Annotated in this window: 15 protein-coding genes and 1 pseudogene; 14 read left to right on the forward strand and 2 right to left on the reverse strand. The window is 58.2% G+C overall.

The annotated features are described in order from the left end of the window. Nucleotides 1–2: 2 nt before the first annotated feature. The 4 genes from AMK05_RS03860 to AMK05_RS03875 are packed head-to-tail and all read left to right on the forward strand — an operon-like array spanning nt 3 to nt 7,342. Nucleotides 3–2,456 (forward strand): helicase-related protein, encoded by a 2,454-nt coding sequence (locus AMK05_RS03860; RefSeq protein WP_064836676.1) that lies wholly within the window; start codon nt 3–5, stop codon nt 2,454–2,456. Continuing rightward, on the forward strand, nt 2,453–3,358 hold the full coding sequence (locus AMK05_RS03865; protein ID WP_064836678.1) for a hypothetical protein: 906 nt from the start codon (nt 2,453–2,455) through the stop codon (nt 3,356–3,358). Before AMK05_RS03860 ends, AMK05_RS03865 begins: the two co-directional genes overlap by 4 nt. Further along, entirely contained in the window at nt 3,351–6,614 is a 3,264-nt protein-coding gene (locus tag AMK05_RS03870) for a hypothetical protein (protein ID WP_064836680.1), read from the forward strand. Before AMK05_RS03865 ends, AMK05_RS03870 begins: the two co-directional genes overlap by 8 nt. After that, nucleotides 6,614–7,342, forward strand: a complete 729-nt coding sequence (locus AMK05_RS03875; protein WP_064836682.1) for a hypothetical protein — start codon at nt 6,614–6,616, stop codon at nt 7,340–7,342. The genes AMK05_RS03870 and AMK05_RS03875 overlap by 1 nt, the downstream gene beginning before the upstream one ends. Here the strand turns inward: AMK05_RS03875 and AMK05_RS03880 are convergent. Next, the gene (locus tag AMK05_RS03880) at nt 7,322–13,645 is read right to left on the reverse strand and encodes an AAA domain-containing protein (protein ID WP_064836684.1); all 6,324 of its coding nucleotides are present in this window, start codon (nt 13,643–13,645) and stop codon (nt 7,322–7,324) included. The two genes, AMK05_RS03875 and AMK05_RS03880, sit on opposite strands and share 21 nt — an antisense overlap. Further along, nucleotides 13,642–15,825 (reverse strand): PD-(D/E)XK nuclease family protein, encoded by a 2,184-nt coding sequence (locus AMK05_RS03885; protein WP_064836686.1) that lies wholly within the window; start codon nt 15,823–15,825, stop codon nt 13,642–13,644. Before AMK05_RS03885 ends, AMK05_RS03880 begins: the two co-directional genes overlap by 4 nt. 413 nt (nt 15,826–16,238) lie before the next feature. Here AMK05_RS03885 and AMK05_RS36160 point away from each other — a divergent pair. The 10 genes and pseudogenes from AMK05_RS36160 to AMK05_RS03935 form a co-directional block, all read left to right on the forward strand. Beyond that, nucleotides 16,239–16,481, forward strand: a pseudogene (locus AMK05_RS36160) (hypothetical protein); the annotation flags it as partial. After that, nucleotides 16,482–17,156, forward strand: a complete 675-nt coding sequence (locus AMK05_RS03890; protein ID WP_143535801.1) for a hypothetical protein — start codon at nt 16,482–16,484, stop codon at nt 17,154–17,156. Further along, nucleotides 17,153–18,274: a DGQHR domain-containing protein DpdB gene (gene dbpB / locus AMK05_RS03895; protein ID WP_094447725.1), complete on the forward strand. Its 1,122-nt coding sequence runs from the start codon at nt 17,153–17,155 to the stop codon at nt 18,272–18,274. Before AMK05_RS03890 ends, dbpB (AMK05_RS03895) begins: the two co-directional genes overlap by 4 nt. Beyond that, the gene (gene dpdA, locus AMK05_RS03900; protein WP_064836690.1) at nt 18,271–19,638 is read left to right on the forward strand and encodes a tRNA-guanine transglycosylase DpdA; all 1,368 of its coding nucleotides are present in this window, start codon (nt 18,271–18,273) and stop codon (nt 19,636–19,638) included. Before dbpB (AMK05_RS03895) ends, dpdA begins: the two co-directional genes overlap by 4 nt. Beyond that, nucleotides 19,556–20,668 carry a DGQHR domain-containing protein DpdB gene (gene dbpB, locus AMK05_RS03905; RefSeq protein ID WP_064836692.1) on the forward strand — a complete coding sequence of 371 codons (1,113 nt, stop codon included), beginning with the start codon at nt 19,556–19,558 and terminating at the stop codon, nt 20,666–20,668. The genes dpdA and dbpB (AMK05_RS03905) overlap by 83 nt, the downstream gene beginning before the upstream one ends. Before the next feature lies 1 nt (nt 20,669). Continuing rightward, entirely contained in the window at nt 20,670–21,302 is a 633-nt protein-coding gene (gene queE / locus AMK05_RS03910) for a 7-carboxy-7-deazaguanine synthase (protein ID WP_064836694.1), read from the forward strand. Continuing rightward, entirely contained in the window at nt 21,299–21,655 is a 357-nt protein-coding gene (queD, locus tag AMK05_RS03915) for a 6-carboxytetrahydropterin synthase QueD (RefSeq protein WP_064836696.1), read from the forward strand. The genes queE and queD overlap by 4 nt, the downstream gene beginning before the upstream one ends. Before the next feature lie 14 nt (nt 21,656–21,669). Then, the gene (queC, locus tag AMK05_RS03920; RefSeq protein ID WP_064836698.1) at nt 21,670–22,371 is read left to right on the forward strand and encodes a 7-cyano-7-deazaguanine synthase QueC; all 702 of its coding nucleotides are present in this window, start codon (nt 21,670–21,672) and stop codon (nt 22,369–22,371) included. Between the two features lie 10 nt (nt 22,372–22,381). Further along, complete coding sequence (locus AMK05_RS03925) at nt 22,382–22,945, forward strand: VUT family protein (RefSeq protein ID WP_064836700.1); 564 nt, start codon at nt 22,382–22,384, stop codon at nt 22,943–22,945. 295 nt (nt 22,946–23,240) lie between these two features. Then, nucleotides 23,241–24,430, forward strand: a protein-coding gene (locus AMK05_RS03935; protein ID WP_094447701.1) for an IS3 family transposase whose coding sequence is annotated in 2 segments (ribosomal slippage) — nt 23,241–23,493 and nt 23,493–24,430 — 1,191 coding nt in all. Because the reading frame shifts where the segments join, the coding sequence is not laid out codon by codon here. Nucleotides 24,431–24,470 lie beyond the last annotated feature (40 nt).

Raw genomic sequence — 24,470 nt, forward strand, 5'->3', positions numbered from 1 at the left:
CGATGACAGTGATCTCTCAAAAGCCCTGGTATGTGAGCGCGCAGCAGCGTGCGGTCCTTGCGTTCAACGCCGGGAGTGGGATCGGCGATCGGGGAGCGATGCTCCGGGAGCTTTGCCGCCTCCACGGTGGCTATTTGGATGTTGCCACAAGCGGGGTTACTCTCACTGCCAACGATTTCGCAAGCTTCGACCGGTTCGGACTGAAACGCGTTACTGGATCCGGCGGCGACGCCCTCATCATTGATGAGGTCGATGCGCTTCCGATTGAGGGGCTGGCCGATGTCCTGAGACTCGATCCGGCGCCGCGCCAGACGTATCCACCCTCCTGTGCCGATGCCCTGCTGCTGCGCCATACTCCTTTCGATCAATATCGCGCGCCGACGCAGAAGGCTGCGGTTCGCGCCCTCGCTACGATGCCTGACGGCGCTACGCTCCTGGCGACGCTCCCGACCGGTGCAGGAAAGAGCCTACTTTTCCAAATCGCGCCGTTGTTTGCAGGGGCACCCGGTTCTTGCTGCGTTGTCATCGTCCCTACCGTAGCGCTCGCGCTTGCGCATGTAGGCCGCCTCCGGGCTATAGCTGGCCTCGAAGCCAGCCAGTGCATCCATGGTAGTCAGAGCCACACCACCCGATCGCAAATCTTTGATGCGTTCGGACGAGGTGAGGTACCCGTGCTTGTCCTTTCGCCTGAGGTGGCCCTTGGGGCCGCCCGCACCCTCCTGATCGAGGCCGCTCAGGATCCGGCCGCTAAGTTGCCCGGTCTCGGCGCGCACTTGACCACCTTTTTTGTTGACGAGGCACATATCATTGAGTCTTGGGGACGGTCTTTTCGTCCGGACTTTCAACGTCTACCGGGTCTAGTGGAGGCGCTGCGAGAGTCCAACCCTGGGATGCGGACGGTATTGCTCTCGGCGACAGTAAACGATGCCGCTCGCGCCGAACTAAAGCGTGCTTATGGCGCTGCTGAATTTCTGGCGGTTGAGGCCAAGGTCGCGCGCTACGAGTTTGATCTCGTTCATAGCCGTGTCGACACCGCCGTTGAGCGTGATGCCATGTTGATCCAGATGATTGACCGCCTACCGCGACCGGCGATCATCTACACAACGCTCGTCAAGCATGCGGAAAGCCTCCACAGGGCCATAGCGGTGCGCGGATATAACCGGCTGGCTCTCTTCACCGGCCAAGTCGACGACGGAACATCTCGTTTGCAGATCGTTAAGGACTGGTTAGACGGCAATGTCGATCTGGTCGTTGCCACCTCAGCCTTCGGAATGGGCATTGATAAGGACGATGTCCGCGCCGTAATCCACGCCTGCGTCCCAGAGTCTCCGTCCCGCTATTATCAGGAGATCGGCCGGGCGGCGCGAGACGGGAATCAGGGGCTGGCGCTGATGCTCTGGACTGATAATCGAGGGGACGCCGGCGACTGGCGCAAAGCAAGGCAATTGTGGTCAGGTGGCTGGCTGCGCCCGCCGATGATGCTGAAGCGCTGGCGCGCGATCGTGCGCGCCGCGGAGGCGCTCGGCGAAAGCACGATTGTCTCGGGCGTCCGACGACTCGTCGTTCCGCTCGATGCTGCACACGAGGATCTCGAAGATGGCGACACCGACTATAATCGCGATTGGAACCGCAGCCTCCTGAACATGCTGCAGCGCGCCGGTGCTATTTCGATCATGGCAACGGAGAGCCGAGGTGAGATGCCGGTCTGGCATGTAGAGATCCGAGAACCGTTGCTGCTCGATTCTAGTGCGAACGAGACATATTGGGCAGGCATCGCTAAGCTGCGGAGTAAAGAACAGTTGGCCGCTTTGTCGGATCTCGACAACTTCAAGGCGGCAGTGTTCAACCCGCAGATCTGCGTTTCGGCGGCAATTTTCGAGCAAGTCGAGGCGGGAAGCCCGCTCGTACCACCATGCGGCCGCTGTGCCTTTTGCCGGAAGCAGCAGATTGCACCGCCCAGGCTAGATGAGATTCGCTTTGAAGGGGTCGATCGCCGGTGGCCCCATTCCATAGGCGAAAGCGGACTGCGTCCTGGCATCTCTATTCTTCACCCGACCCGCGATGACGGAACGATTAGTGACGATCTCATCGAAGGCCTAGTAAATGCCGGGATCGAGCAATTTGTCGTTCATGACCATCTCGCGGCCGACTTTGCCCGAAGGCTTGTCGCCTTCGGCTGTCGCTATGGCCTGGTCAGCAGCCATAGCGACGTGCAGGGAGACTGGCGTCTGGCCCTCTTGCCCACTGCGATCTTCATCGATGGTCGGGGCCGTGTCGAGCGGTTGATCGAGCGAATCGAAAGCTGGACTGCGGCCAATCCCACCGAGCGTTTGGTCATCGTTGCGCTGCCTGAGACTTCCGTTCGCGGCAAGTTGATCGTCAACATTCTATCGAGCAGTGCTCCTATCAGCGCGGGAGCGCTCCAAAATTTCGCGAAGGAAACGTTGCCCCAATGAGTCTGCTGAGCGACACCAATTATTCTCCGCAGCGCATCTATGCTTTGCTACGCCTGCTCGGTGCCCAGGGGGGGCAACTCGGCTTTGACAGCATCCGAACATGGCTGAAGCCAGCAATGCGAGGGATCGAGCAAAAAGGCTCGGAGGAGAACACTAACATACGGCAGTTGCTCGGAGCGACAGCAAGCCTTGAGTTGATCGAGACACCTTCTCAAAACCAATATAAGCTGGCAGCGGCGGTGCCACCCACGATCGAAGCCTTCGCCGACGCCGTGCATGATCGGCTGGTTGGACTAGACATGAGCCACCCGGATTCAGTTGTCCTTGAGGCTTTCGCCGCGATGGTCGTGCTGACAGAGGCAGAGCAGGGCACGTCGTGGCTCGACCTCAACGCCAAGGACCGCGCTGCAAAGGTTAACGATGCTATGCGCGCGTCCGAGACGAACGAAGATGATGACGAAAAGAAGCGTTTCAACGCGACCAAATCTTCGCCATGGAAGCGTTGGATGATCTTTCTTGGCCTCGGTGTGCCAATGCCGAAGAGCGATCTTTACCCTTATCCTGCGCAAAGGCTTGAACGCGAGATCCGGAGGTTGCAACGTAATGAGACGACCCCAGATGCACTAGAGGTAGAGGTGTTCATTTCGAAGATTGCGGAGCGTATGCCTTATCTCGATAGCGGCCGCCTATTCCTTGCTTCCGCAGATCGTCTCCGGCTCCCACCGTTAGATCGGCGTATCTCTCGCGTCTTGAGCAATACACTCCGCGACCTCCATGACGACAAACGTCTGGTACTCGATGCCATCGGCGATGCGAAGGAGATCTATACTCTGACGCAGGAACCGCACCCAGTAAGGCACATCAAGGCCATAACGTTGCAAGGGCAGATCAACAATGACTGAGGCGATGCACGGTACATGCTGGACCGAGGACCGCGCGCACGCGATCCTGCGCTCCGTTGCGCTGGCCAATGATGAACCCGAGTTTCTCGCTGTCCATCAGCCGATCCGCGACTTTCAGGTTTCGACGACAACAGGCCGGAGCATCGAAGCAAGCGATGAGGCCTTGCTTGCTGACCTGTCAGATTCAGAAACTCGTTACGCCTTCTGCATCGTCGAAGGAGAACCCGGGGCAGGCAAATCGCACCTGATCCGGTGGCTCAATGTCAAATGGAACCGTGACGATCTCGTTATGCTGATTGAGCGGGCTGACGGTAGCCTCACCGGTACGCTGCGCCAGTTGCGGGACCAACTAGGCTCCAAGTACGGCTACCTGTTCGAAAATCTCGCTCAGAGCGTCGAGGCATCGTTTGACGGCCGGGTGAAGCTCTTTCACGCTAACCTAGCGGCCTCGCTCGGCAAATCCTTCTTCGAGACTCCCATGGGAGATGAAGACTGGTGCACAACATGGGACGTTGAACGCCTGCTTGGCCATCAGGCAGTTCAAGAGAGATGGGGTAGCCCCGAGCGTATCCTCAAGGTGATGTCCGGGAGTGGCGGTCATCGCAATTCTGCGTCGGCAAGCTTCAACATCTATGACATCGCCGACCTCGCGCAGGTTCAGTTGGCGGTCGAAGGCTTGCCGCCGAAAGCTATAATGCTGATGCGGACCTTGAAGCGGGAATGCGACCGTATCGCACCTGCACGCGCGGCAGGTGTGCCCGCAGCAGACCTCGAGCTCGACGAAACCCTAGAGATACCGCAAGCCCGCAGATTTCTGAAGGCGCTCAATGATCGCCGGAACTTCGCGGTCCAGCACATTCTCGGTATCACTGTGGATGGCTTGCGCGACATGTTCTTCAAGCTGCGCAGGGAGTTGCTCAAGGAAAAGCGCCGATTGGTTCTTCTGCTTGAGGACGTCACTAGCTGGGAAGGCATTGACGGCCAGTTGATCGACTCGCTGGTCGTTGATGCGAGGACCCGCAGCGATGTCTGTGACATGATCTCGGTTGTCGGCATGACGCCGCTGTACCTTAAGGGGATCCAGGGGAATTACAGCGGACGGATCACGCATGTTTTGCGCCTCGGGAGAGTACGTCAAGCGGGTGGATTCCAGGAAACCATCCAACTTGCAACCAAGGATTCCCAGGCAGAATTTGCCTCGCGCTATCTCCGCGCAGCGCGAATCGACCGGCCGGAATTGAAGGCCTGGCACAAAGCCGGCGCCAATCCCGACACGATACCCAATAAGTGCGAAACTTGCGCCAGTCGCGAAACCTGCTTCGCGACTTTCGGCGCCTCCGACGGGATCGGATTGTTTCCTTTCAACCGAAACGCCATCACGAACATGTTCGAGAAGCTCGAGGACCCGAAGGGCACGCAGAGTCTCCATACTCCTCGAGGGATGATCCAAGGCGTGCTTGCACCTGTGCTCCTCCATCCTTCTCGATTTGATGCCGGCGAGTTCCCCCCTGCGGAAATCGAGTTCTCGGAATGGCTGCCTGAGCGCGCGTTGCAGCCAAGTGGCTTTCTCGCGCAGGTGATCAACGCTGCGGAGCCTGATTTCGCACGACGTGAGCAATTGCGTCGGCTCATGATGCTCTGGGGCGACCGGACAAGCGAAGTCCGCGTCGGCGTGACCGCGGAGGGAGTGCGCTCTGTTTCCGGAGTAGCCGAGGGCATCTTTAGAAGTTTCCGACTTCCATGGCTCGGGGAAGGTCTGGAGGCGGCGGAGACGCCAGCGCCTGCGATCGTTGTTCCGGCCAATGAGGCATTGCCGCAGCAGCAGGCACACGAGGCCGCCGCTCTCGTTACGGAGGGCCAAGCGACTCCCGCGCCCAATACCCGAGCGTCGGTACAGCCAGGGCCGGTAAGACCCGTCTCCTCAGGAAACCGGTCGATGTCGAGTTCGACAGTCTCTCCGGCTCGTCTGAAAGCGCTGGCCGAGCAGGCGCTGCTTTGGCGCGATGGGAAGTCGATCAGCGACCCGACCGCATGGGAGATCTTGCTGGTGGAGTTGATGACCGAGGCGCGAGAGCTTTTGGCGGAGCCACAATTCGGGCTTTGGGAACGCATCTTTACGAAGGACAATGTGAAGCTGGAGGGCTCAGGAAGGACCGACATTCGGCACTTCGTCATCCCTCGCGAGGAGTGGGCGACGCGCGGCATCGAAGCTTATCTGACCAATCGGCTTGGTACCCCCCTGCAGCCTATTGAAATGGAGAGCAATCGGCGAGCTATTGCCCGATTATTGCGGCGCCTTGCTGAACTGGCATCTGCGCAGATGGCGCGCCGCGTGGGACAGAACGAAAACCTCTGGTCTATTGATGGCGCGCTGGCGCAGGTCTTACTGGCGCGCGCCTGGCTCCGGGGCGCCATTTCACCTGATGCACCGCTTGAGGAGCAATTTCAGGAACTTCTCTCGGAAGAACAGGAGGCGAGGAGCCTTCCGGATGATCGCGTCGAATCCTGGGGCGAATTAGTGAAAGCGACGGGCTATTGGCATGACAAGCTTCGCAGCATGCTAAGGCAGTCCCTAAACCTTCCACTCGGCAGTGGCGCTTCATTGGTCAATGCGGGTGCAGTTGCCGGAGTGATAAAGAGCCTTCGCGATACTATGCGGACCGTGGCCGTACCGACCAAGGCGGAATTCTCGAAGGGACTCGAAGAGGTTGGCAAACTCGTTGAACTCACTCGCCAGACTGATAGCCAGTTGCGGTTTATCCCCGAGCGCGAGAACAAGAGCCTTACCCAGCGCAAGGATCGCGCGCTCGTTCTGCTCCGTCAATCGAGCCTCAGCCATAACCTAGTGAGGGTCGACGGCGCAATGTCACGTACCGTTGCCGCACTTCTGCAAGCGGCACCGGTGCAGTATCAGGAATATCTCACCGCCCGGGCGCGCGCCGACAACGCCGGGTTGCTGAATGATGCCGATCCGATGTGGGAGCGGCTGGCAGAATATCTCCTCGCCGATGAAACGCCCTTCGATGGCGAGGCCGAGAAGCTTGCCCATACGCTCGGGGTTCCGATCGCGTCGTTGCGCGTCGCGCTTGAGACACTCGAAAAAGCTGAACTCGCCGTCTCTGCGGCCTATAAACATGCCCGCGCCTTTGTTGAGAGCAACCAGAGCGACGGCGACCTCTCGGTCGTGCGAAGCTTCGGCGAGCGATTAGCGACAGCCATTGAAGCGCTGCGGACCAAATTGGATGAGGTGGCGTGATGGATTATGCACCTGACCCCGATCTGGCACCACTCGACGAACTGATTGAGTTGCTGCCGAAGATTGAAACGGCAAAGGAGCGTGCCCGGCTTGGCACCGCGCTGCAAAAGGCGACAGCATCCGCAGAACGGTTTGATCACATCCCAGCGTTGATCGAGGGGCTGGCGACTTTGGTGGAAGCAGCCGACGCCGACTTTGAAGCGGTCCGGTCGGAAATCGGCACTTCGTTGAGCGAGATCGTCAAGATGAGCCGGATCCTTTCCGGCGAACCAACCATCGATCAACTCGACACAATCAACCAGATTGGGCTCACTCGACTGCCCTTCGAGGTGGAGAAGATCGGGAACTATGTCGAAGGCGTTTGGCGAAAGGCCGTGCAAGATGCTTTGGGTGGTCAGGCGGCGCTGGGCGAAGTGCTGACCAACATTCCTGGAGTGGACGCGCTCGGCCGGGAACTGCTGAAGCTAGCCGCACGTGCCAAGAAACTTGAGGATGCAAGCCGTCCAGCGGTCGATCGGGTAAACGAACGCAATACCCTCGTAGCAGAGGCTTCCGCCCTAAATGAGCGGCTGCTTGCCGTCGGAGTTGCCCCACCCATCGCCAATTTTCTCGTGGCTGTAGCGGCTCGGCCCGTGCGTCTGTCTGACCTCACGGACGAGATACTCGGTTGGATCCGCGATCATGAAGCTTTGGCGTTATTCACCGTGTCAGCCCGCGGAGCGACATGATACCATGAAGCGCGTCAGCAGTCGGCGACTGACGGTGACGTCTGCAAGAGCAGATGGCATGAGGTCGCTGCCGCCATACAAGCAAGAAAGGCAGCCATCGAAGCACAGCCTCCCACTGACGCGATAGATCTGGTCGGCTACGCGTTCGGAGGGCGAGAGGCTGCCATCCTGTGCTGCACCCTCAATTTGCGAATAGGAGGCGAGCATCGTCGCGAGCGTCGGATAGAGCCCGTCCAGTGTGCCCTTCGAGGCCGCGCTGACGATTTCCCACCCATCAGGCTCGCGCCCTATGAGCAATTTCAGCGCGGACTTCGCCTTCATTACCTCCTGCCAGACGTCGTACAGGGCCACTTGCTGGCCGCCAATAGCCTCAGTAGCGTATAGCAGGCGCAGAAGTTGCTGAGGTGAAGGCGCATCGCTTGCTTCGAAATCAATGCCCAAATCGCGGCCTATTTGATCAAGGGTGTCGGGATGGCGCGGGTCCAGCGACCGCCAAAGATCGTGACGCTCGCAGCGGCCATGCGCTAGTTCCATCAGTTGATCTTCGGCGGCATTAGGACACTCTTCGGCAAACCCCTCCATGAAGGTCGAAAATGCATCGCTCGCGTGCTCGATGAAAGTACGCGTGGTGCCATCCCCGCCCATTCCATTCTCGACAATGGAGATGATATCTTCCGCTTTGCTGCCGAACTGGATCGGCAGCTTCACATGAACGACGACCCGCCGCTCTTCTCCGCGACCGTGCAGCACGAAAGTCTGGCGGAGCCGAACAGCCAAGCTGTGGACAAGTTGGCTACGCAGAAACTTGCGAAGATGATCGTCGGATTTCTGCGCTTCGGTGACATGCCGGAGCAACTCATTAAAGCGGGTCCCCGCGAGCGCCCCCATGAGCCGATCAATCCGCCGCACGCTGAGAAGGGGGTGACTGGACAAGGCCTCCTGGTAGGTGCGCTTGAACAAGTTCCCGAGCGCGGTGTCGCTCCACATCTTGAGCAACTTAGCGAGATCTTTAGCAAGGCTGGGGGTATCGGCTGCGGTGACCACCAATTCGGCGGCCCGTTGTGCCTCATAGCCGTTGATCCCGGCGTTTCTCGCCCGACGCTGGACAATGTACCGAAGCATCTGGTTGCGATGCCATCGCAGGTCAGCGGGATCGCTAGCGAGCCGTATCATTTCGTCGTCGAGGAACCGGTCGATCCGATCCGAGTGTAGAGCAAAGCGCACGCCTTCGCTCTCCATTGTGTAGCCGATGAACTGCGAATTCTCACCGGCAGCATCTGTGAAAGTCTGGGAAACAGCAATAGGGTCGGCCTGCTCGACGATCCTGACTTCAGCATCCGCTCCCCAATAGATCCGAGACAGGTGAAGACCTGGCCCGTGCGTCGCAGTGCCGACATAGGTCTCGAATCTTGAGAGGATCGCGCGCATTAGGTCACTCTCCGCTGTCGCACCTGCTCGGTCGAACCGCAGAGTCGGAAAGCCACGAAGCGTGCCCGTGCTGCGCATGTCGAGCGCTGCTGTCGGATCGAGATTGTCCGGGATCGGCTTGGCGGTCGAGTTCTGCGCATCCCATTCGACCAACGGCGTCCAGCCACCACCCCGAACAAAACCTATAAGCTGCGCGGCAAGGTTTGCAGGACGAAGGACCGTGGCCGAAATCGCGGCGTTGCCCAGATCTTCCCTTGCGTCGATCGGCAGACTTGCAAGAAGATCAGCACTGCTGCCCAGATAGATCTTTTCGGCTTCGGCCTCCTCGTCTGCGTTCAGAAAGGGGGCGCGGCCGAGCTTTGGTGCACGCCAATGGACTTCGATGCTTCCCCATCGGCGCGTTGCGTTGCCCGGCGCGCTTGCGGCGAGTCCCAGGGCGATATCTTCGCTTTTCACGAGCGGTACGCCATCATGGGTCGGCACACTAATGTGGACGCTGGGTAAGTCGGCCGCCCCGAACAAGGTCCGAGGCACCCAGTCGATCCGCGCCCGTCTGGCCCTCGCACGCTCATCGGCAAGGAATGTGCCGAACTTCGCGGTGAGGTCGCGAACGAACGCGCGCGCATCGGCATAGCCAAGCCTCGGAAAGGGATCGTCGGCAAAGAGACGCGAACAGGCGGCGGCGAACTCGGAGACCGCCTCATTCGTCAGTTGTCCGTCGCGCTCTATCGTCGGCAATCCGAGACCCTCGCGGCGAGCGACGAGGTCGAGGATCAATGCCGCCAACTGACCGCGAGTGACGATAGGGTTCGTAAGATTTAAAGGAACCTCAAAGCTGCGGCTATCCAAGAGCGCTGCCGGCCGCCGGTAATACCAGGAATCACGAGCGGAGTAGATGGAGAGCGTTATGCCCGTCACTGGGCGGTCATCGTTTCCGCGGCCTCCGCGTCCCTTGCGCTGAATAAAACTTGCTAGGTTGGAGGGGGCGTAATGCTGATATACAAACGCCATGTCGGGATCGTCGTAGCCGACCTCAAGGGACGCGGTTGAGAAGACCAAATCACTGCGCTGGATCTCAGTCTCGATACGCGCGCCACTTCCGGAATAGACCGGGAAGCGGGCGACCGTGAGCGGATTGCCCGGGATATAAAGCCCACGAGCCGTCCGCTGTCGTCGGTCGGTGGCGGCGAACGTCCAGCATTCGCCGTCGCGGAACAGGTCGCATCCGAGCGGATCGCCACAACACGCCCGTCGTGGCAGGCCGGTCGCGGGATGATCCGGGTAGATGCGGGTGCGGAGACTGGCGAGGTTCTGTCCCTCTTCCGCGTCCATGTAGTTGCCGTGGAGACGCTTCAGCTTGTCGATGGAGTCGACGAATACGATCCCGCGAAATCCCCCTTCGCTGCCCTGGCGGCGATGCATGTTGTGCGCGAGTGCCATCGTTGATTGAATTGTTGTCGACGCGCCCGCCACGTCGCGATTTCGCGACTCCACCTCTGGCTGAACGAAGTAGAAATATTCTCGCCCCTTCGGATTGGGTTTTCGCTCGTCCGGACGCGGTTCGACCAGTAGGGGCTCGGAGCCTCCCACCAGATGATGCCAGACATGGGAGGGGCGACCGAGCGTGGCGCTCATGCCGACGGCGAGGGGAGCTACTCCGTTCAATGCGCACCGGCCGAGGAGGCGACGTAGACTGTAGCCGATCTGGGCGCCTTGGATGTGAGTATAAAGGTGGATCTCGTCGGCTAGCACGCAGCGTGGTCCGACCGCGCCGTCGCCAAACAGAGGCCCATAGCGGCTATCATTCAACCATTGATGCAGCGATTCCGTGGTCGGGAGGAACAGGCTTGGTGGCGTCGCTCGCAATGCCTGCTTCGTTCCGATCCAGCCGTCGAATTGCCAGCCGCAGCACTTGCAATTCAGCGTATCGGGTGCGCTGTTCCTACCGGCAGTGACCGTAAGCGGCGCACCGCACGCGGGTTCGGGGCACATGAAAAAGGGGAACTGATACTCGCCCGTACGCCCGGTCGGTTCCCAGGCCTCTGGGTCCGCTTCATTCCAGGTTTCGGGGACGGAACCGTTCTGCAATCCGAGAGTGAGCGGGGGCGCACCCTCGATCTGTTGAAGTGCCGCGAGATACCGTGCGAGGCGCTGCGCCTGGTTAGCAGCCAGCCTGACGCGGGGATAGACGAGGATTGCTCGCGTGCCACCGATAGATCGGAGTAGGTCCAGCGTCGCTCCTGCGATAATTGGGAGACAGGCTGCTTCGGTTTTGCCGGAGCCGGTATCAGCCGCAATGACGAACCGTTCGTCGCTCGGGCCGACCCAAGCGTTGAAGATTGCGGTGAGAGCCCGATCCTGAAACCCCGCGAGGTTGGGCGCAGGTGCGTTCCAAGCCCGCCGCAGCATCGCGGTGACCATTCCAAACGCGATGGCTGGTTCGCTTCCTGCCCCGTGTCTCGCCTCCACGGCCGCTAGCGCATCGCTGAGGGGGCTGTCGTACGCAGGTTTGTCCCGGTTGCGCAGTTCGACTTTCAAGCCACGAACCAGATAAGGCCGATCGGCAGAATCATCCTTGCGAAAACGCTGCTTCGAATAGCGAACCGCGCGCGCCATCTCGGCCATTCGGCTGCGGATGCGTCCTTCCTCGGCCACTAGGATCAGGCCATGAAGGCTGAGGCGACGCAGAGACTCAGCGACTTCTTCAAGACTGGTGCAAAGCCCGCGCGCGAGATCGATCGGCGCGTGCCACTCTTCGAAGACGCCGAAGTTGATGCGGCGCGCTTCCTGATCCTCGAGGTGATTTAGCAGGATGTAGTCTGCTGACTGTAGTTCCTCGCCCAACGACTCTATGGTAACTGGATCGTTCGCCGACTCGGGACGTACCGTCGAGACGTGGAGCCGATTGTTGATCATCTCGTATTGGACGATCCCATCAGCCTCGAGCCTGTCGAGCACTGGCTTGAACTGGTCCTCGCCCTCTGCGCTTAGCCAGTCGAATGCATCGCGAACACGAGGATAAAGGGCACCCCGGCGGCCTGCCCCGGAAAGCATGATGGATTCCTCAACGCGATCGACAAGGTCCTCTTCATCAAGCGAGTGGAGGGGGGCATTCGAAGTCGGCCTCATGCTCCAGAATGGTGGGTTGCCGCTTATGCGCTCGAGTGCGATATGGCCATGGCGCTGCAGGAGCCGAAGATCGGGGAAGATGCGATCTGCGTCAGTGCGCATCGCTTTCGCGAGCGTGTAATCGGGGACAGTGCCCCATTTGTTTGCGCCGGCCATTTTACGGATTTCCTCGAGGATCCGCAGGTGACCTGGCGCAATGTCGGTTAGGTCGTCAAGTGTCGGTCGCGCGAGGGCCGCTATTTGCGGCAACGGCGCCTCGTCTTCGAACGGCAACACGCAGACGTCTACTTTGATCTGGCCGTGATCGGGGGCTGAAAGTTTGATACTTTCGACATACTTGGCGCGGAAGATGAACTCGCGCAGTGTCTCGGCTTTGTCGACAACTTCCTCATCGGTGGGAACAACCTCGAGCAACCTTCGTGATATGATCAGGATGAGTTTGCCGCGCGCGCGGGTCACGGTGACGTTGAGGCGTTCCGGGCTGAAGATGAACTCGGCTTCCGCCATTGCGAATTCCGGGTCTGAGACGGTGTAGCTCACCACAATTGCATCGCGTTCACGGCCCTGAATGCGATCCACGGTCTCCACGACCGCCCCCGTACCTTCGGCGCCTTGCGCAAGCATGTTACGGATGAGCGCGTTCTGCGCCCGATGTGGGCTCACGATTGCGAGTCGATGCTGCCACTTGTCGGCGTCGTCGGCACCGTCCCCGGTTGGGGGCAGTCTGCGAACCAACAGCCTGCCGAGTTTAGCAGCGATCGTCGCCTCAAACGGGTTTGACGATCCCACCGGCGGTCCATCGTGAATCAACACGCAGACCGGATATTCGGGATCAAGTGCCACCCGTTCCCAATCTTCAAGCCCTTGTTGCCAACCCTCGATAAGCGCTAGGCGGCGCTCGGGCACGACGCTCTGGTATCGGTTCTCATAGAAGCGATCTCGCGGAAAGCGCGTGAGTGGTTCGTTTAGCCGGAAGGTTTCATCAAAGGGAAACTCGGGAACACCCGCAGCCTGCATGAAAGCGTAGAGCGATGATCCGAGTCGGCGTCCGTCGAAGTCATGATCATGCTCTACACGGATCGGCGGGAGTTGCTTGTTGTCGCCCGCGACCAGGATGCGTCCATTCTCCGCCATCCCGGCGATCGCCATAAGGCCATGGCTCAACACCATCTGAGACGCTTCATCGATACAGGTTAAGTGGAAGAAGGCACCGGTGAACCCACCTTGAGATGTGATAAGCCTGTTGAGGCCCCATACCGTCATGCCTGCGACGGCATAATTTTCGGTCAGCAGATCGGATGCGTCATCGACATCCAGATGTTCGACCCCCGCCGTCAACGGACTGGATGGTTCGCGGCCGACAAAGGCAATCCTTGGGGGCGTCGAAAGTTGCTGACAGCGCTCCGCGATCGCCTCGATCAGGTTGATGATTGCGTTGCGAGTGAATGCAGATACGAGGATCCGGCACGGAAGGCCTGCCCTGCGTCGCGCTTCGAGGTAACCGGCGGCCATCCACGCGAGTGCATGAGTTTTGCCTGTCCCTGGGGGGCCTAGAATTAGGCCCGCCCTTGCATCAGCGAGGCCGTGCCAAGCGTCGATCTGCGCGCGTCGCAACGGCTTGTTCGCGGCTTCCGTGAGTAGCTGCGCAACGTCGTAAAATCCAGCCTCCCAGACATCAGTGTCGACGCGATCATTCGCGAAGTCGACCGGATCGCGCAGGAACCGCAAAATTTCAGCGCCACTCATCCCTGAACTCCGAGTTGCGCGAGGAAGTTCTGGACGCGTGGGCCGTTAATGTCCCGATGCGTTTTGTCTATGCACCAACCCCGTGGACCCGTCTGTCGGCGGAGACTTGCCATGAGTGATGAATCATATTGGCGCGCCGACATATTCACGAAGAGCGTTCCATAGTCTCCGTAGTTGAATCGTATCTCCAACGGCCGCCAGTTCGTCGGATTCAAGCGCAAGTCCGGGTTATCGTTGGTGAGTATGAGACCGATGTCGTCGGGCGATATCTCGGCGTCCCGACTTTCAGGCGGTATGGAAAATTGGAGCCAGCGACGCCCATTCTGGTGTCGCCCTTCTCGTTCCAATGTTAGACCAGCAAGGCATTCTCCCCGTTGCTGACGAACCTGAGCAGGCTGTGCCAGACGGACAAGTGTTTCCAACAACGCGCTACGCGAATCCAGCAATTCGTAGGCGTGCAGGAGGTCGAGATCCCCTGCGTCGAGAGGATTGAGTGTCGACTGAAATCGAAAGGGCTGCTTCTCGAGCCTCAGGAAGGGAGTCTGAGCAGCGGCGTTCTGGCTAGTCAGCCAATCAACAAGTTGCGCTGCTGCGTCCAACCGCGCTCTGACATCGTCTTCAACCGCAGCAACGGGGATCGCGTCGCGCTTGTCCTCACGCAGTGAGCGGATGACTTCCATCGCGAGCAGCGATGAAAAGTCGCGCCGAAATGCACCCATAGGAGCATAGGCGGTATCAATCTGCCCGGCAGCCCTCAGCGCCTCCGAAACTTGGCGAAGATCATAGGAGACCATAGTGGGCAACGCATAGAGCTGCTCGATGACCGACCGAATTGCCGTGGCGGGAAGGTGATGCGCGCCCTTGAACTCCGGTTCGGGTATAACATCCTCCGGCGGAAACAGCCGGACTGCATGAAGCAGCCCGGTGCGGATTTGGGGGTCATTGAGATGGCGTCCGATCGCTGCTTGGATGGCTCTCGCCTCCGCCGGTTCATAGACGAAGATGTGCGCCTGCAATTGCTGGTCGGGATCGGCCGTTTCATTGTGGCGATCGACTTCTCCGAGATCCGCGATTAAAGCACTGAAAACGTCTAGCAGTGCCTGCCGCTCAGCATTCGAGTTGCTCTTGTCAATTATGCGGATCATCGAGCGCGGAGCACCGCCGCGCCGCATATAGCCAATTGTGACGAGATTGTCTTCGACGGCGTCGTGATCGGCCAGCAGATAGAAGGCACGGTCAATACGGGGCGGCATCAAATAGCTCATTACTTCAGGAAGGCGTCGCGCTTCGCACGCGGTGATAGCGCCTGCACGGGCGATGATTGTGTTGCTCAGTCGCTGAAGTGACCAACTTGTGGGTCCGGTGGTGCCGATGCCAGGCGATCGCGCCACCAGTCCAACGGTTTTCATGCCCCGCGCCTGCAACGCCAGTTTGCCTTCATGTGATACCCCAGGGATTGCGGACACATCGTTGTCTCCTGGGTCAAGATGATCAATCGCTTTGCGGCAATGGGTGAGATAATCGCACTGCTCGCACTTGAAGTAGATGTGAAAGAAAGTTTCATCGTGTTTGGCGGAAACCCTCCCTTTTGCAATTCGGGGTGCGTCTCGCCTTAAGAACTCCTGGACAAGACGCAGATAGGGCTTAAGCGGGAAGTCCGCTGGCTCGCTGAGGCCTTCCACTAAGCGAGTGCCCGCGCGAATATGCCAGATGGAGCTAGTCGCATCGACAGTTGCATCGATGTCGAGATCGGCGAGCATCCCGCGTAGGAGCAGCGCATAAAAGGCGACCTGTGCTTTGTGGAAAGGCGTAGAGCTACGTGTCGCCTTTATGTCCACGATGCGAAAAACTGTGCCTTCCGGCCGAGAGTCTCTGAATACTATGTCGGTGAAAGATCGATTGATCTGAAGGTGATCTGGCAGATCCTGCTCGGCCCTGAAGGACGGTCCAGCTTCGAGACCGAGTTGCGTAGCGGCTTTCTCCTTAGTCCGGCCACAGAGGAAGGCGATTGTCTCAGCTTGACCCAACCTATCTTGGTTAGGGCTTGGACCGAGCAAAAGCTGCTCGTCCCTCACCCTTGCGAGCACACGTTCCTCGAACTTGCTCCCTTCAAGCGCCCAGGCGGCGCCGCTCTCTTTCTTGGTGATAGTCGCACTGTCGCGCTCCGAGCGCGTCATCATATCGTATCGAGTTTTGCGCTCGCAGCGATATTGGAACCAGTTTTTGACTGTAGAAGCACTTATACCCGATACCATCATCCCCCCGGGCGCAGGCGCGGCCTTTCAGCAGTTCAACAAGTGGCGAAATCTGGTCGCTCACGACCAGCAGTGCGTCGAATACTTTCAAATCCTTAAGCGATAAAGGGCGGTTAGTGAACTCGAATTAGTTTGCGATCCGGCCAGCAGGCATAATTCCTGCAGCGGTATCTGCCTCAATTAACTGCGGGGACCAAAACTGAGGCCCAACAGTTTTGGCTCGGCAACGAGAAAGCGCTGCGCAGTTTCTGTATTGACGCCAATGGGTCGATACAGTTATCTGACAAGCAGGATCAAACTTCTTCAGTAATTAAGTGACAGCCTCAAAGGCAGCTATCATGCATGCTTTCCTCACTGCTTGCACTCAGCGAAAGCGCTTTACCCCCAGTCCTTTTTTGTGCGCGCGAAACCTGACGGGCGGCGCTTTCCAAGACGTGCTTGACGCATGGAAGGGTAGGCTAGCCGAGGTTGAGTCGTCTTCGAGAGCCAAAGATCTGTACTGCGGTCGCTCATTCGCGGAAGCTAGGAAAGCTGCACAGATCGCGAAGGCGGATTTGCATATTGTGTCCGCCGGATTGGGCTTGATCCATTTTGAGCAGCCTGTTCCCTCTTACGACCTCACAGTCTCGAAGGGGAGTCCGGACTACATCCTAGGCAAATTGAATGATGACAAAACGGAGTCTGATTGGTGGAGCGCCTTGGGCGGAGCCAAGGCATTGCATGAGGTTTTCGACCGCACGGAATGCCTAATCATCATTGCTCTGCCATCGCCCTATCTTCGAATGATCGCGCCATTCCTCTCAGAACTTCCAGAATCAACATGCAAACGGATACGTATTGTTGGGGGGCGAGATGCGCGCGGCCTCCGGCCAATTTTAGAGAGCGCCCGTCTTCCATATGACGATCGCTTGGACGGGCCGCAAAGTTTCCTTCGTGGCACAAAGTCAGATTTTGCCTCCCGCGCACTCCGTCATTTTGCCGAAGTAGTCTTATCGAAGGCACCTCTCGAGACAGCAGAGACCCATGCAAAGCAGGTTGAACTTGCGTTGGCTGCATGGCGCCCTCCCGTCACTAAGGTCGGCGTGCGCGTGTCCGACACCGACTTGAAATCCGTCCTACGTGAACACTGGTATAGGGCGGGCGGTCGAACGACCAAACTACTTCGACTGTTGCGCGATGAGATGAATATCGCCTGCGAACAAAAGCGGTTTGCCAGGTTGGCGGCGGAAGTACGCGAAGAGAGAACGCTCTCATGACGATGCAAGAAAATCTCATGATCCGAGCCGTCAAAACCCAACAGGGCGACGGCATCGATGTTTATGCGTTCTTTCTTCATGGCTCCGACTTGACGCGTATCGCCGACATCAGTCGAATTCACCGTGACGAAAAAGATCTCAAAGGCTTTCAGCGAAAGGAAATTCGCAGCCACGTTAAGGCGATCTTGGAGTTTTTGGACAGCGGTCCAGTCCTATTTCCTAACGCAATTACGCTCGCACTTTCTTCAGAAGTAACCTTCGAGGTGTCGCGCGGCCCCAAACCGAAAGGGCTGATAGAGGTTGGTGTTTCGGGCACTCTTACTATTCCTTTCCTGAAGGAGGGGGAACGGGTCGCCTGGATCGTTGACGGTCAACAGCGCTCATTGGCCCTTGCAAAAGCCAAGAACAGTCGGTTTCCGGTTCCAGTGATAGGCTTCGTCTCTCGAGACGTTCAAGTTCATCGCGAACAATTTATCTTGGTCAACAAAGTTAAAGCCTTGGACGTCCGCCTCATTAACGAGTTGCTGCCGGAAGTTGGATCACTTTTACCTAAGGACCTTTCAGCAAACCGACTCCCTAGTGAACTCTGCAATCTTCTCAATCGCCAGCAGAAATCCCCGTTTTATCGGTTGATACGCCGCGCGTCGGACGCCGGCCGTGAAGACAATGTCGTAAACGACACCGCCCTGATCGCAGCAATAAAGCAGAACCTGCGCCCGCCGTACGGCGCGCTCAGCCAGTACAAACCAGGTTCTGAACCATCGAACCCAGATGCAATGTTTGAGGCACTCGTCCTTTATTGGTCCGCCGTCCGAGATACGTTTTCAGATGCCTGGGGCAAGGCTCCAACCGAGAGTCGCCTCATGCATTCGGCTGGTATTAGAGCGATGGGCGCGCTGATGGACCAGATTATGCTACGGGCTGATAGTTCATCGACGCCGCAAATCGAAATCCAGGAAGCGTTGCGGCGGATTGCCCCGCATTGCTGCTGGACAGAAGGGACATGGGAAGGGCTCGGTTGGCAGTGGAATGAAATCCAGGGCACGCCCCAACATATTTCAAAGCTCTCCGATCACCTCATGCAACTCGACCGTAGACTATCGAGACCGACACGATGAAGTTCATTTTTGCCGACAGCCTCGATCACGTCGATCCGGGATACGATTTCATCAGAGATCGGTATTCGGAAGGCCGTACCCCTTACTGGGACGATGCTTACCCGCACGAAATCATGGGGTATGCCCCCTATAAAGGAATGCTCGTTTCAAGAGGGATTGTAGGCGGCGGCGCAGTTGGCGGAAAGTACACGGAAGCCCAGGCAATGCGCTTTCGCCGTGTAGGAGCGCGGGAGTTCCTTCGGTTGGACAAACCGGAGTTCGCAGGCTTGCCGATCTTTGGCGATTGCGGCGCGTTCACTTATCACATGGAAGACAAGCCTCCTTATACTCCCGAAGACACCGCCGAGTTTTATGACGATGCGCGTTTTACACACGGATGCTCCGTCGACCACATCATCTTCGATTTTGACGAGAGCCTGAAAGGATTCGAGGGGGGCACCGAGGAGGCGAGAAGGCGGTTCGAAATCACGCTCGAGAACGCGTCGGCTTTCAGAACGGCGACCCAGCATATGTCCAACCGCTTCACCCCCCTTGGCGTCATACAGGGCTGGTCGCCCGGCAGTATGGCCGAGGGGGCAAGGCGGTTGGTAGCCATGGGTTACAACTATCTGGCACTGGGCGGTACAGTTCCTCTCAAAGCGCCTCAGATCAGAGCGTGTCTTGCTGCCATTCGAGACACTATCCCGGACACGACTAAACTTCATATCCTCGGGTTTGCCAAAGCGGACGAAATCGACACGTTCGGCCGCTACAACATCACTAGCTTCGATACGACGTCGCCACTGATCCGGGCCTTTAAGGACGCCAAAGCGAATTACTATCTGCCGATGAGGAGCGGGAAGTTGGAGTACTACACCGCCATTCGTGTCCCACAGGCGCTCGAAAATCCTAAGCTGATGCGATTGGCGAAGCGTGGCGCGCTTAACCAAGAGCAACTCGTGTCGATGGAAAAGAATGCTCTCTCCGCGTTGCGGTCCTATGACCGCGGGGAATCGCAGTTGGAAGAGACGCTCGACACAGTGATTGCCTACGCGACACCGGCGATTACGGGTTCGACGATCGAGGAATTGCCGGGCATGAAGGCAGCAAAGGACCTCCGGGATCGCTACCGACGGACGCTGAGCGACCGGCCTTGGCAGCGGTGCTCTTGCGCGATTTGCAGTGCTCTTTCCATTGAAGTCGTAATTTTCCGTGCGAGCAATCGAAACAAGCGACGCGGCATTCACAATCTTGGCGTCTACAACGCCCTTGTCGACCAACTCCCAACCAATAGCGGCCAAAATGACGACACTCAAATTTCCAGCGATCCGAGCCAGACAGAGCGGAGCACACACAGTTCTTTCGTTTGCAGCGCTGGCGTCTGACCTTCAAAAATTCGCGCTCATCGAACGCGTCGCCCGCGACGCTGAGGGGAGTTTGAGCGGTTTTCAGCGCCCCCAGATTGCGGGCCACATTCGAGAGATCCGGGATTATCTGGAAAAGGCAGAAGCTATTCTTCCGAACCCTATTGTGGTCGCCTTTACCGATTGTGTCCAAATCGTGGACGAGCATGCCGATGGCCGTTGCACCGTCGAAATTAACGTACTCGAGGGGGCGCCAGGCCTTGTAGTCGATGGCCAACAAAGACTGACCGCCTTGGGTCAGGTTGAAGAGAAAGACTTCCAGGTCTTCGTTTCCGCGATCATTTGCCGTGATGAGGAGGAGCTGCGTCGGCAATTTGTCTTGATCAACAACACAAGGCCACTTCCAAAATCCCTCATTTATGAACTCCTCCCGACCGTGACCGGATTGCCGCGGCGCCTTGGAGATCGATCAGTGGCCGCGGACATTGCGGCACGTCTCAACTACGATGAGACGTCATCGCTCAAGGGTATGATCTATCAGCATACGAACCCGACCGGCATCATCCGCGACACGGCCATCCAGCGCGTCATTATCAATTCCATGAGCGACGGCGTCATGCGCGAAATGATCCGCGAACCGGATGGGGCTGATCTCAGCTTCCGACTGGTTAGTGAGTTCTACCGCGCCGTCCAATACGTGTTCCGAAGCGAATGGGAAGATCATACCCCGAAGACGTCCCGCCTGGTTCATGGCGCGGGCATCATGGCCCTTGGCTATGTCATGGAGATCTTAGCACTTCTCGACGGAGCACGCACGTGGGAGGATTTCTCCAAGGGGCTCGCATGCCTGGTCGACAATACGGCTTGGACGTCCGGCGAGTGGAACTTCGGTGAAGGCGACAGGCGTCACTGGAAATCTGTTCAGAACGTCAACCGCGATATCGTCACGCTTGCTCAGTATCTGATCGGAATCGTGCGCGCTGATGTCAAACGACGGCGGACGCAGGGCGTCGAGGTTGCTGAGGAAGAAGTTTCGAAGCTGCGGGCGTGAGATGACTTATTCCGTCAAAGAACTCTTCAAAACTCTGCAAGGCGAAGGCGCCCAGACCGGGCGCGTTGCCATCTTTTGCAGGTTCTCCGGTTGTAACCTCTGGTCCGGTCGCGAAGAGGATCGACACAAGGCTGCCTGCCAATTTTGCGATACAGATTTTATCGGGACTGATGGCGGAGGCGGAGGCAAGTTTCAAAACGCTGATAGTCTAGCCGAGGCGATAGCTCGAACTTGGGGAGACGCTGCCGCTCGTCGTTACGTTGTCTTCACCGGTGGCGAGCCGCTCTTGCAACTCGACTCTGCCCTTGTCAACGCAGTTCATAACGTGGGCTTCGAGATCGCAATCGAGACGAACGGCACAGTCGAGCCGCCTGAGGGTATCGACTGGATCTGCGTCAGCCCCAAGGCGGGAGCCCCTTTGAAACTTAGGGCGGGTAATGAACTTAAGCTCGTCTATCCGCAGCCAAACTTACTTCCAGGCGACCTGACGGACGTGCAATTCGAACACTATTTCCTCCAGCCGATGGATGGACCTGACCGCATCGAAAACACGGCCGCAGTCACTGAATTCTGCCTTCAGAACCCCCATTGGCGTCTTAGCCTACAGACTCACAAGATGATTGGGATCCCATGAAAATCACTCAAGCGTTCACGTTCGAGGCCGCCCATCGACTTCCTAACGTGCCGGCCACACACAAATGCCATCGGATGCATGGGCATTCGTATCGGATCGAGCTTCAAGTCGAGGGGCCAATCGATCCGCATACCGGCTTCGTGATCGACTTCTTTGATGTGGAAAAGGTGTTCGGGCCAGTGCTCCAGCAACTCGATCATCATACACTTAACGACATCCCCGGCCTCGAGAACCCCACTGCGGAAAACATTTCGGTCTGGATCTGGGAGAAGGTGAAGCCCCTGCTTGGCAATGTCAGTTCGATTAAAGTGTTCGAGACGCCTGCCTGCTGGGCAGAGTATGACGGCAAATAGCTCGGAGTTTGTAGATGTCAGCGACTGCGTTGGTTCTTTTTTCGGGCGGCCAAGACTCGACCACGTGCCTCGCGTGGGCACTGGATCGATACGAGCGCGTCGAGACGGTCGGTTTCGACTACGGTCAACGACACAGGATCGAACTTGAGTGCCGAGAAACGCTACGGGCGCGACTTCGAGCGATAAATCCGATCTGGGCTGAAAGGCTGGGAGAGGATCACACGATCTCTCTTGCTGCGCTCGGAGAGATCTCTCACACGGCGTTAACTAGCTCGGTGGCAATCGAAATGGCCGATTCCGGGTTGCCGAATACGTTTGTGCCTGGTCGCAATCTGATCTTTCTGACGTTTGCGGCGGCGCTCGCTTACCGGCGCGGTTTGAAACACATCATTGGTGGAATGTGCGAGACCGATTTTTCCGGCTATCCCGATTGCCGAGACGATACGGTAAAGGCGCTCCAGGTTGCCCTAAACTTGGGAATGGAAACCCGCTTCGTCCTGGATACACCGCTTATGTGGATCGACAAGGCACAAACGTGGCAGCTCGCTGAGCAACTTGGCGGCACGGAATTAGTCGACGTGATCGTGAAGGAAAGCCACACCTGCTACCTCGGCGACCGCGGCGACCTTCATGACTGGGGATACGGTTGCGGAGTTTGCCCGGCTTGTGATTTGCGGGCGAAGGGGTACACAAAATTTATGGCCGAGGCGGCATAGGAGTTTGGGGATGAACCTTCAAAGCAGACAGTGGATCGAGGGCGGAATCTTTTTGGTCGGTTTCGCCGCCTGCATTCCGCTGGCAAATTACATGATCGGCCACGTTGGCACAGTGTGCCTTCCTAACGGGCCCTGTCTAATTCCGGTTGGACCGGGCCTGACCGCCCCAAGCGGAGTTTTGCTGGTTGGACTTGCTCTTGTATTAAGGGATCTTGTCCAGCGTCGCCTGGGTTTGACGTGGGCGATCACCGCTATCATCGTCGGCGCGTTTCTTTCCACGACTTTCGCGGCGCCCGCCCTCGCGCTCGCGTCGGCCGTGGCTTTTCTCAGTTCTGAGATTGCTGATCTTATTGTCTTCACGCCCCTTCAGAAGAAAGGGCTGGTGAAGGCTGCATTTTTCAGCAGTATCGCCGGTCTAGTCGTCGATAGCGTTATGTTCCTTTGGCTTGCCTTCGGATCGCTCGACTTCCTGGCGGGGCAAGTCGTCGGAAAAGCCATCATGGTTATTGCGGCGCTTCCAGTGTTGTTCTGGATAAGGACCCGCGACCGGCGGCTAGGTCTCATGCCGGCATGATGGTAATACCCGAAGTAATTCGACCGACTTGCGTTCGCTGGCGGTTCTCCCACCATTTGTGATCCAATTTCGATGGGCGGTGCCGCGATCGATTTTCTACTGCGCCCGGTTATTAGAACTTTCCCGTGAATCCTGCCGCCAGGGCTGCGTCCTGGTGCCATCTTACGGGCGTATCCCGCCAATGAATAACACATCGTCGATTTCAATTGGCGGCCGGTGCAATTGTATCATGTGACCTGCCACTGCGAATTTCCTCCAGAATTGATTAGAGTCCGGCCCATCAAAGGACGGACGAATGAAGAAGCAGAGATTTACCGAAGAGCAGATAATTGCGGTGCTGAAGGAGCAGGAGGCTGGTGCGAAGGCGGCCGACCTCTGCCGTAAGCACGGGATTTCGGAAGCGACGTTTTACAACTGGAAAGCCAAATACGGTGGTATGGAAGTGTCCGAGGCCAAGCGGCTGAAGGCGCTTGAGGACGAGAACGCCAGGCTGAAAAAGCTGCTGGCCGAACAGATGCTGGATGCGGCCGCGCTCCGCGAGCTTCTTGCAAAAAAATGGTAGGGCCTGCCGCCAAGCGTGAAGCCGTCACGCATCTGAAGGCCATGATGGGTCTTTCGGAGCGGCGGGCCTGCCAGATCATATCCGCCGACCGCAAGACGGTGCGTTATCGGTCCTGCCGACCGCCGGAGGTGGCGCTGCGGGCAAAGCTGCGTGACCTTGCAAACGAGCGTCGGCGTTTCGGCTATCGGCGACTGTTCGTCCTGCTTCGACGGGAAGGAGAGCCGTCCGGCGTCAATCGCATCTACCGGCTTTATCGCGAGGAAGGGCTTTCCGTTCGCAAGCGCAAAGCCCGGCGGCGTGCTGTCGGCACGCGTGCACCGATCCTGGTCGAAGCGAAGGCCAATGCCCGCTGGTCGCTGGATTTCGTTCACGACCAGTTCGCTTGCGGAAGGAGGTTTCGCGTGCTCAACATCGTCGATGACGTGACGCGCGAATGCCTGGCGGCGATCCCGGACACCTCGATCTCCGGTCGTCGCGTCGCTCGCGAACTGACGACGCTGATCGAACGGCGCGGCAAACCGGGGATGATCGTCTCCGACAACGGCACGGAACTCACTTCGAATGCTATCCTTGCCTGGTCAAAAGATCATAAGGTCGAGTGGCACTACATCGCGCCGGGAAAGCCGATGCAGAATGGCTATGTCGAGAGTTTCAACGGGCGCATGCGCGACGAGCTGCTCAACGAAAGCCTGTTCTTCGGCCTCGACCATGCCCGAAGCGCCATTGCTGAATGGGCCGACGATTACAACCACTTCCGGCCGCACTCATCGCTCGGATACCAGACCCCGGCAAGCTATGCCGATACCATTGCCGCAACCGGCTCCAACGCTGCGCGAGATGAAAGCTTCGCGTTTCCGCCGGTTGCTCACACCGCGCCACTTGGCGTATTCAAAACCGCCGGGGCTCTAATCGCTGCCGGATGAAAGTTCGGTGGCAGGTCACATGGTCGAGAAACCCCGCCAT

Source organism: Rhizobium sp. N324 (genome assembly GCF_001664485.1).
GTDB lineage: Bacteria > Pseudomonadota > Alphaproteobacteria > Rhizobiales > Rhizobiaceae > Rhizobium.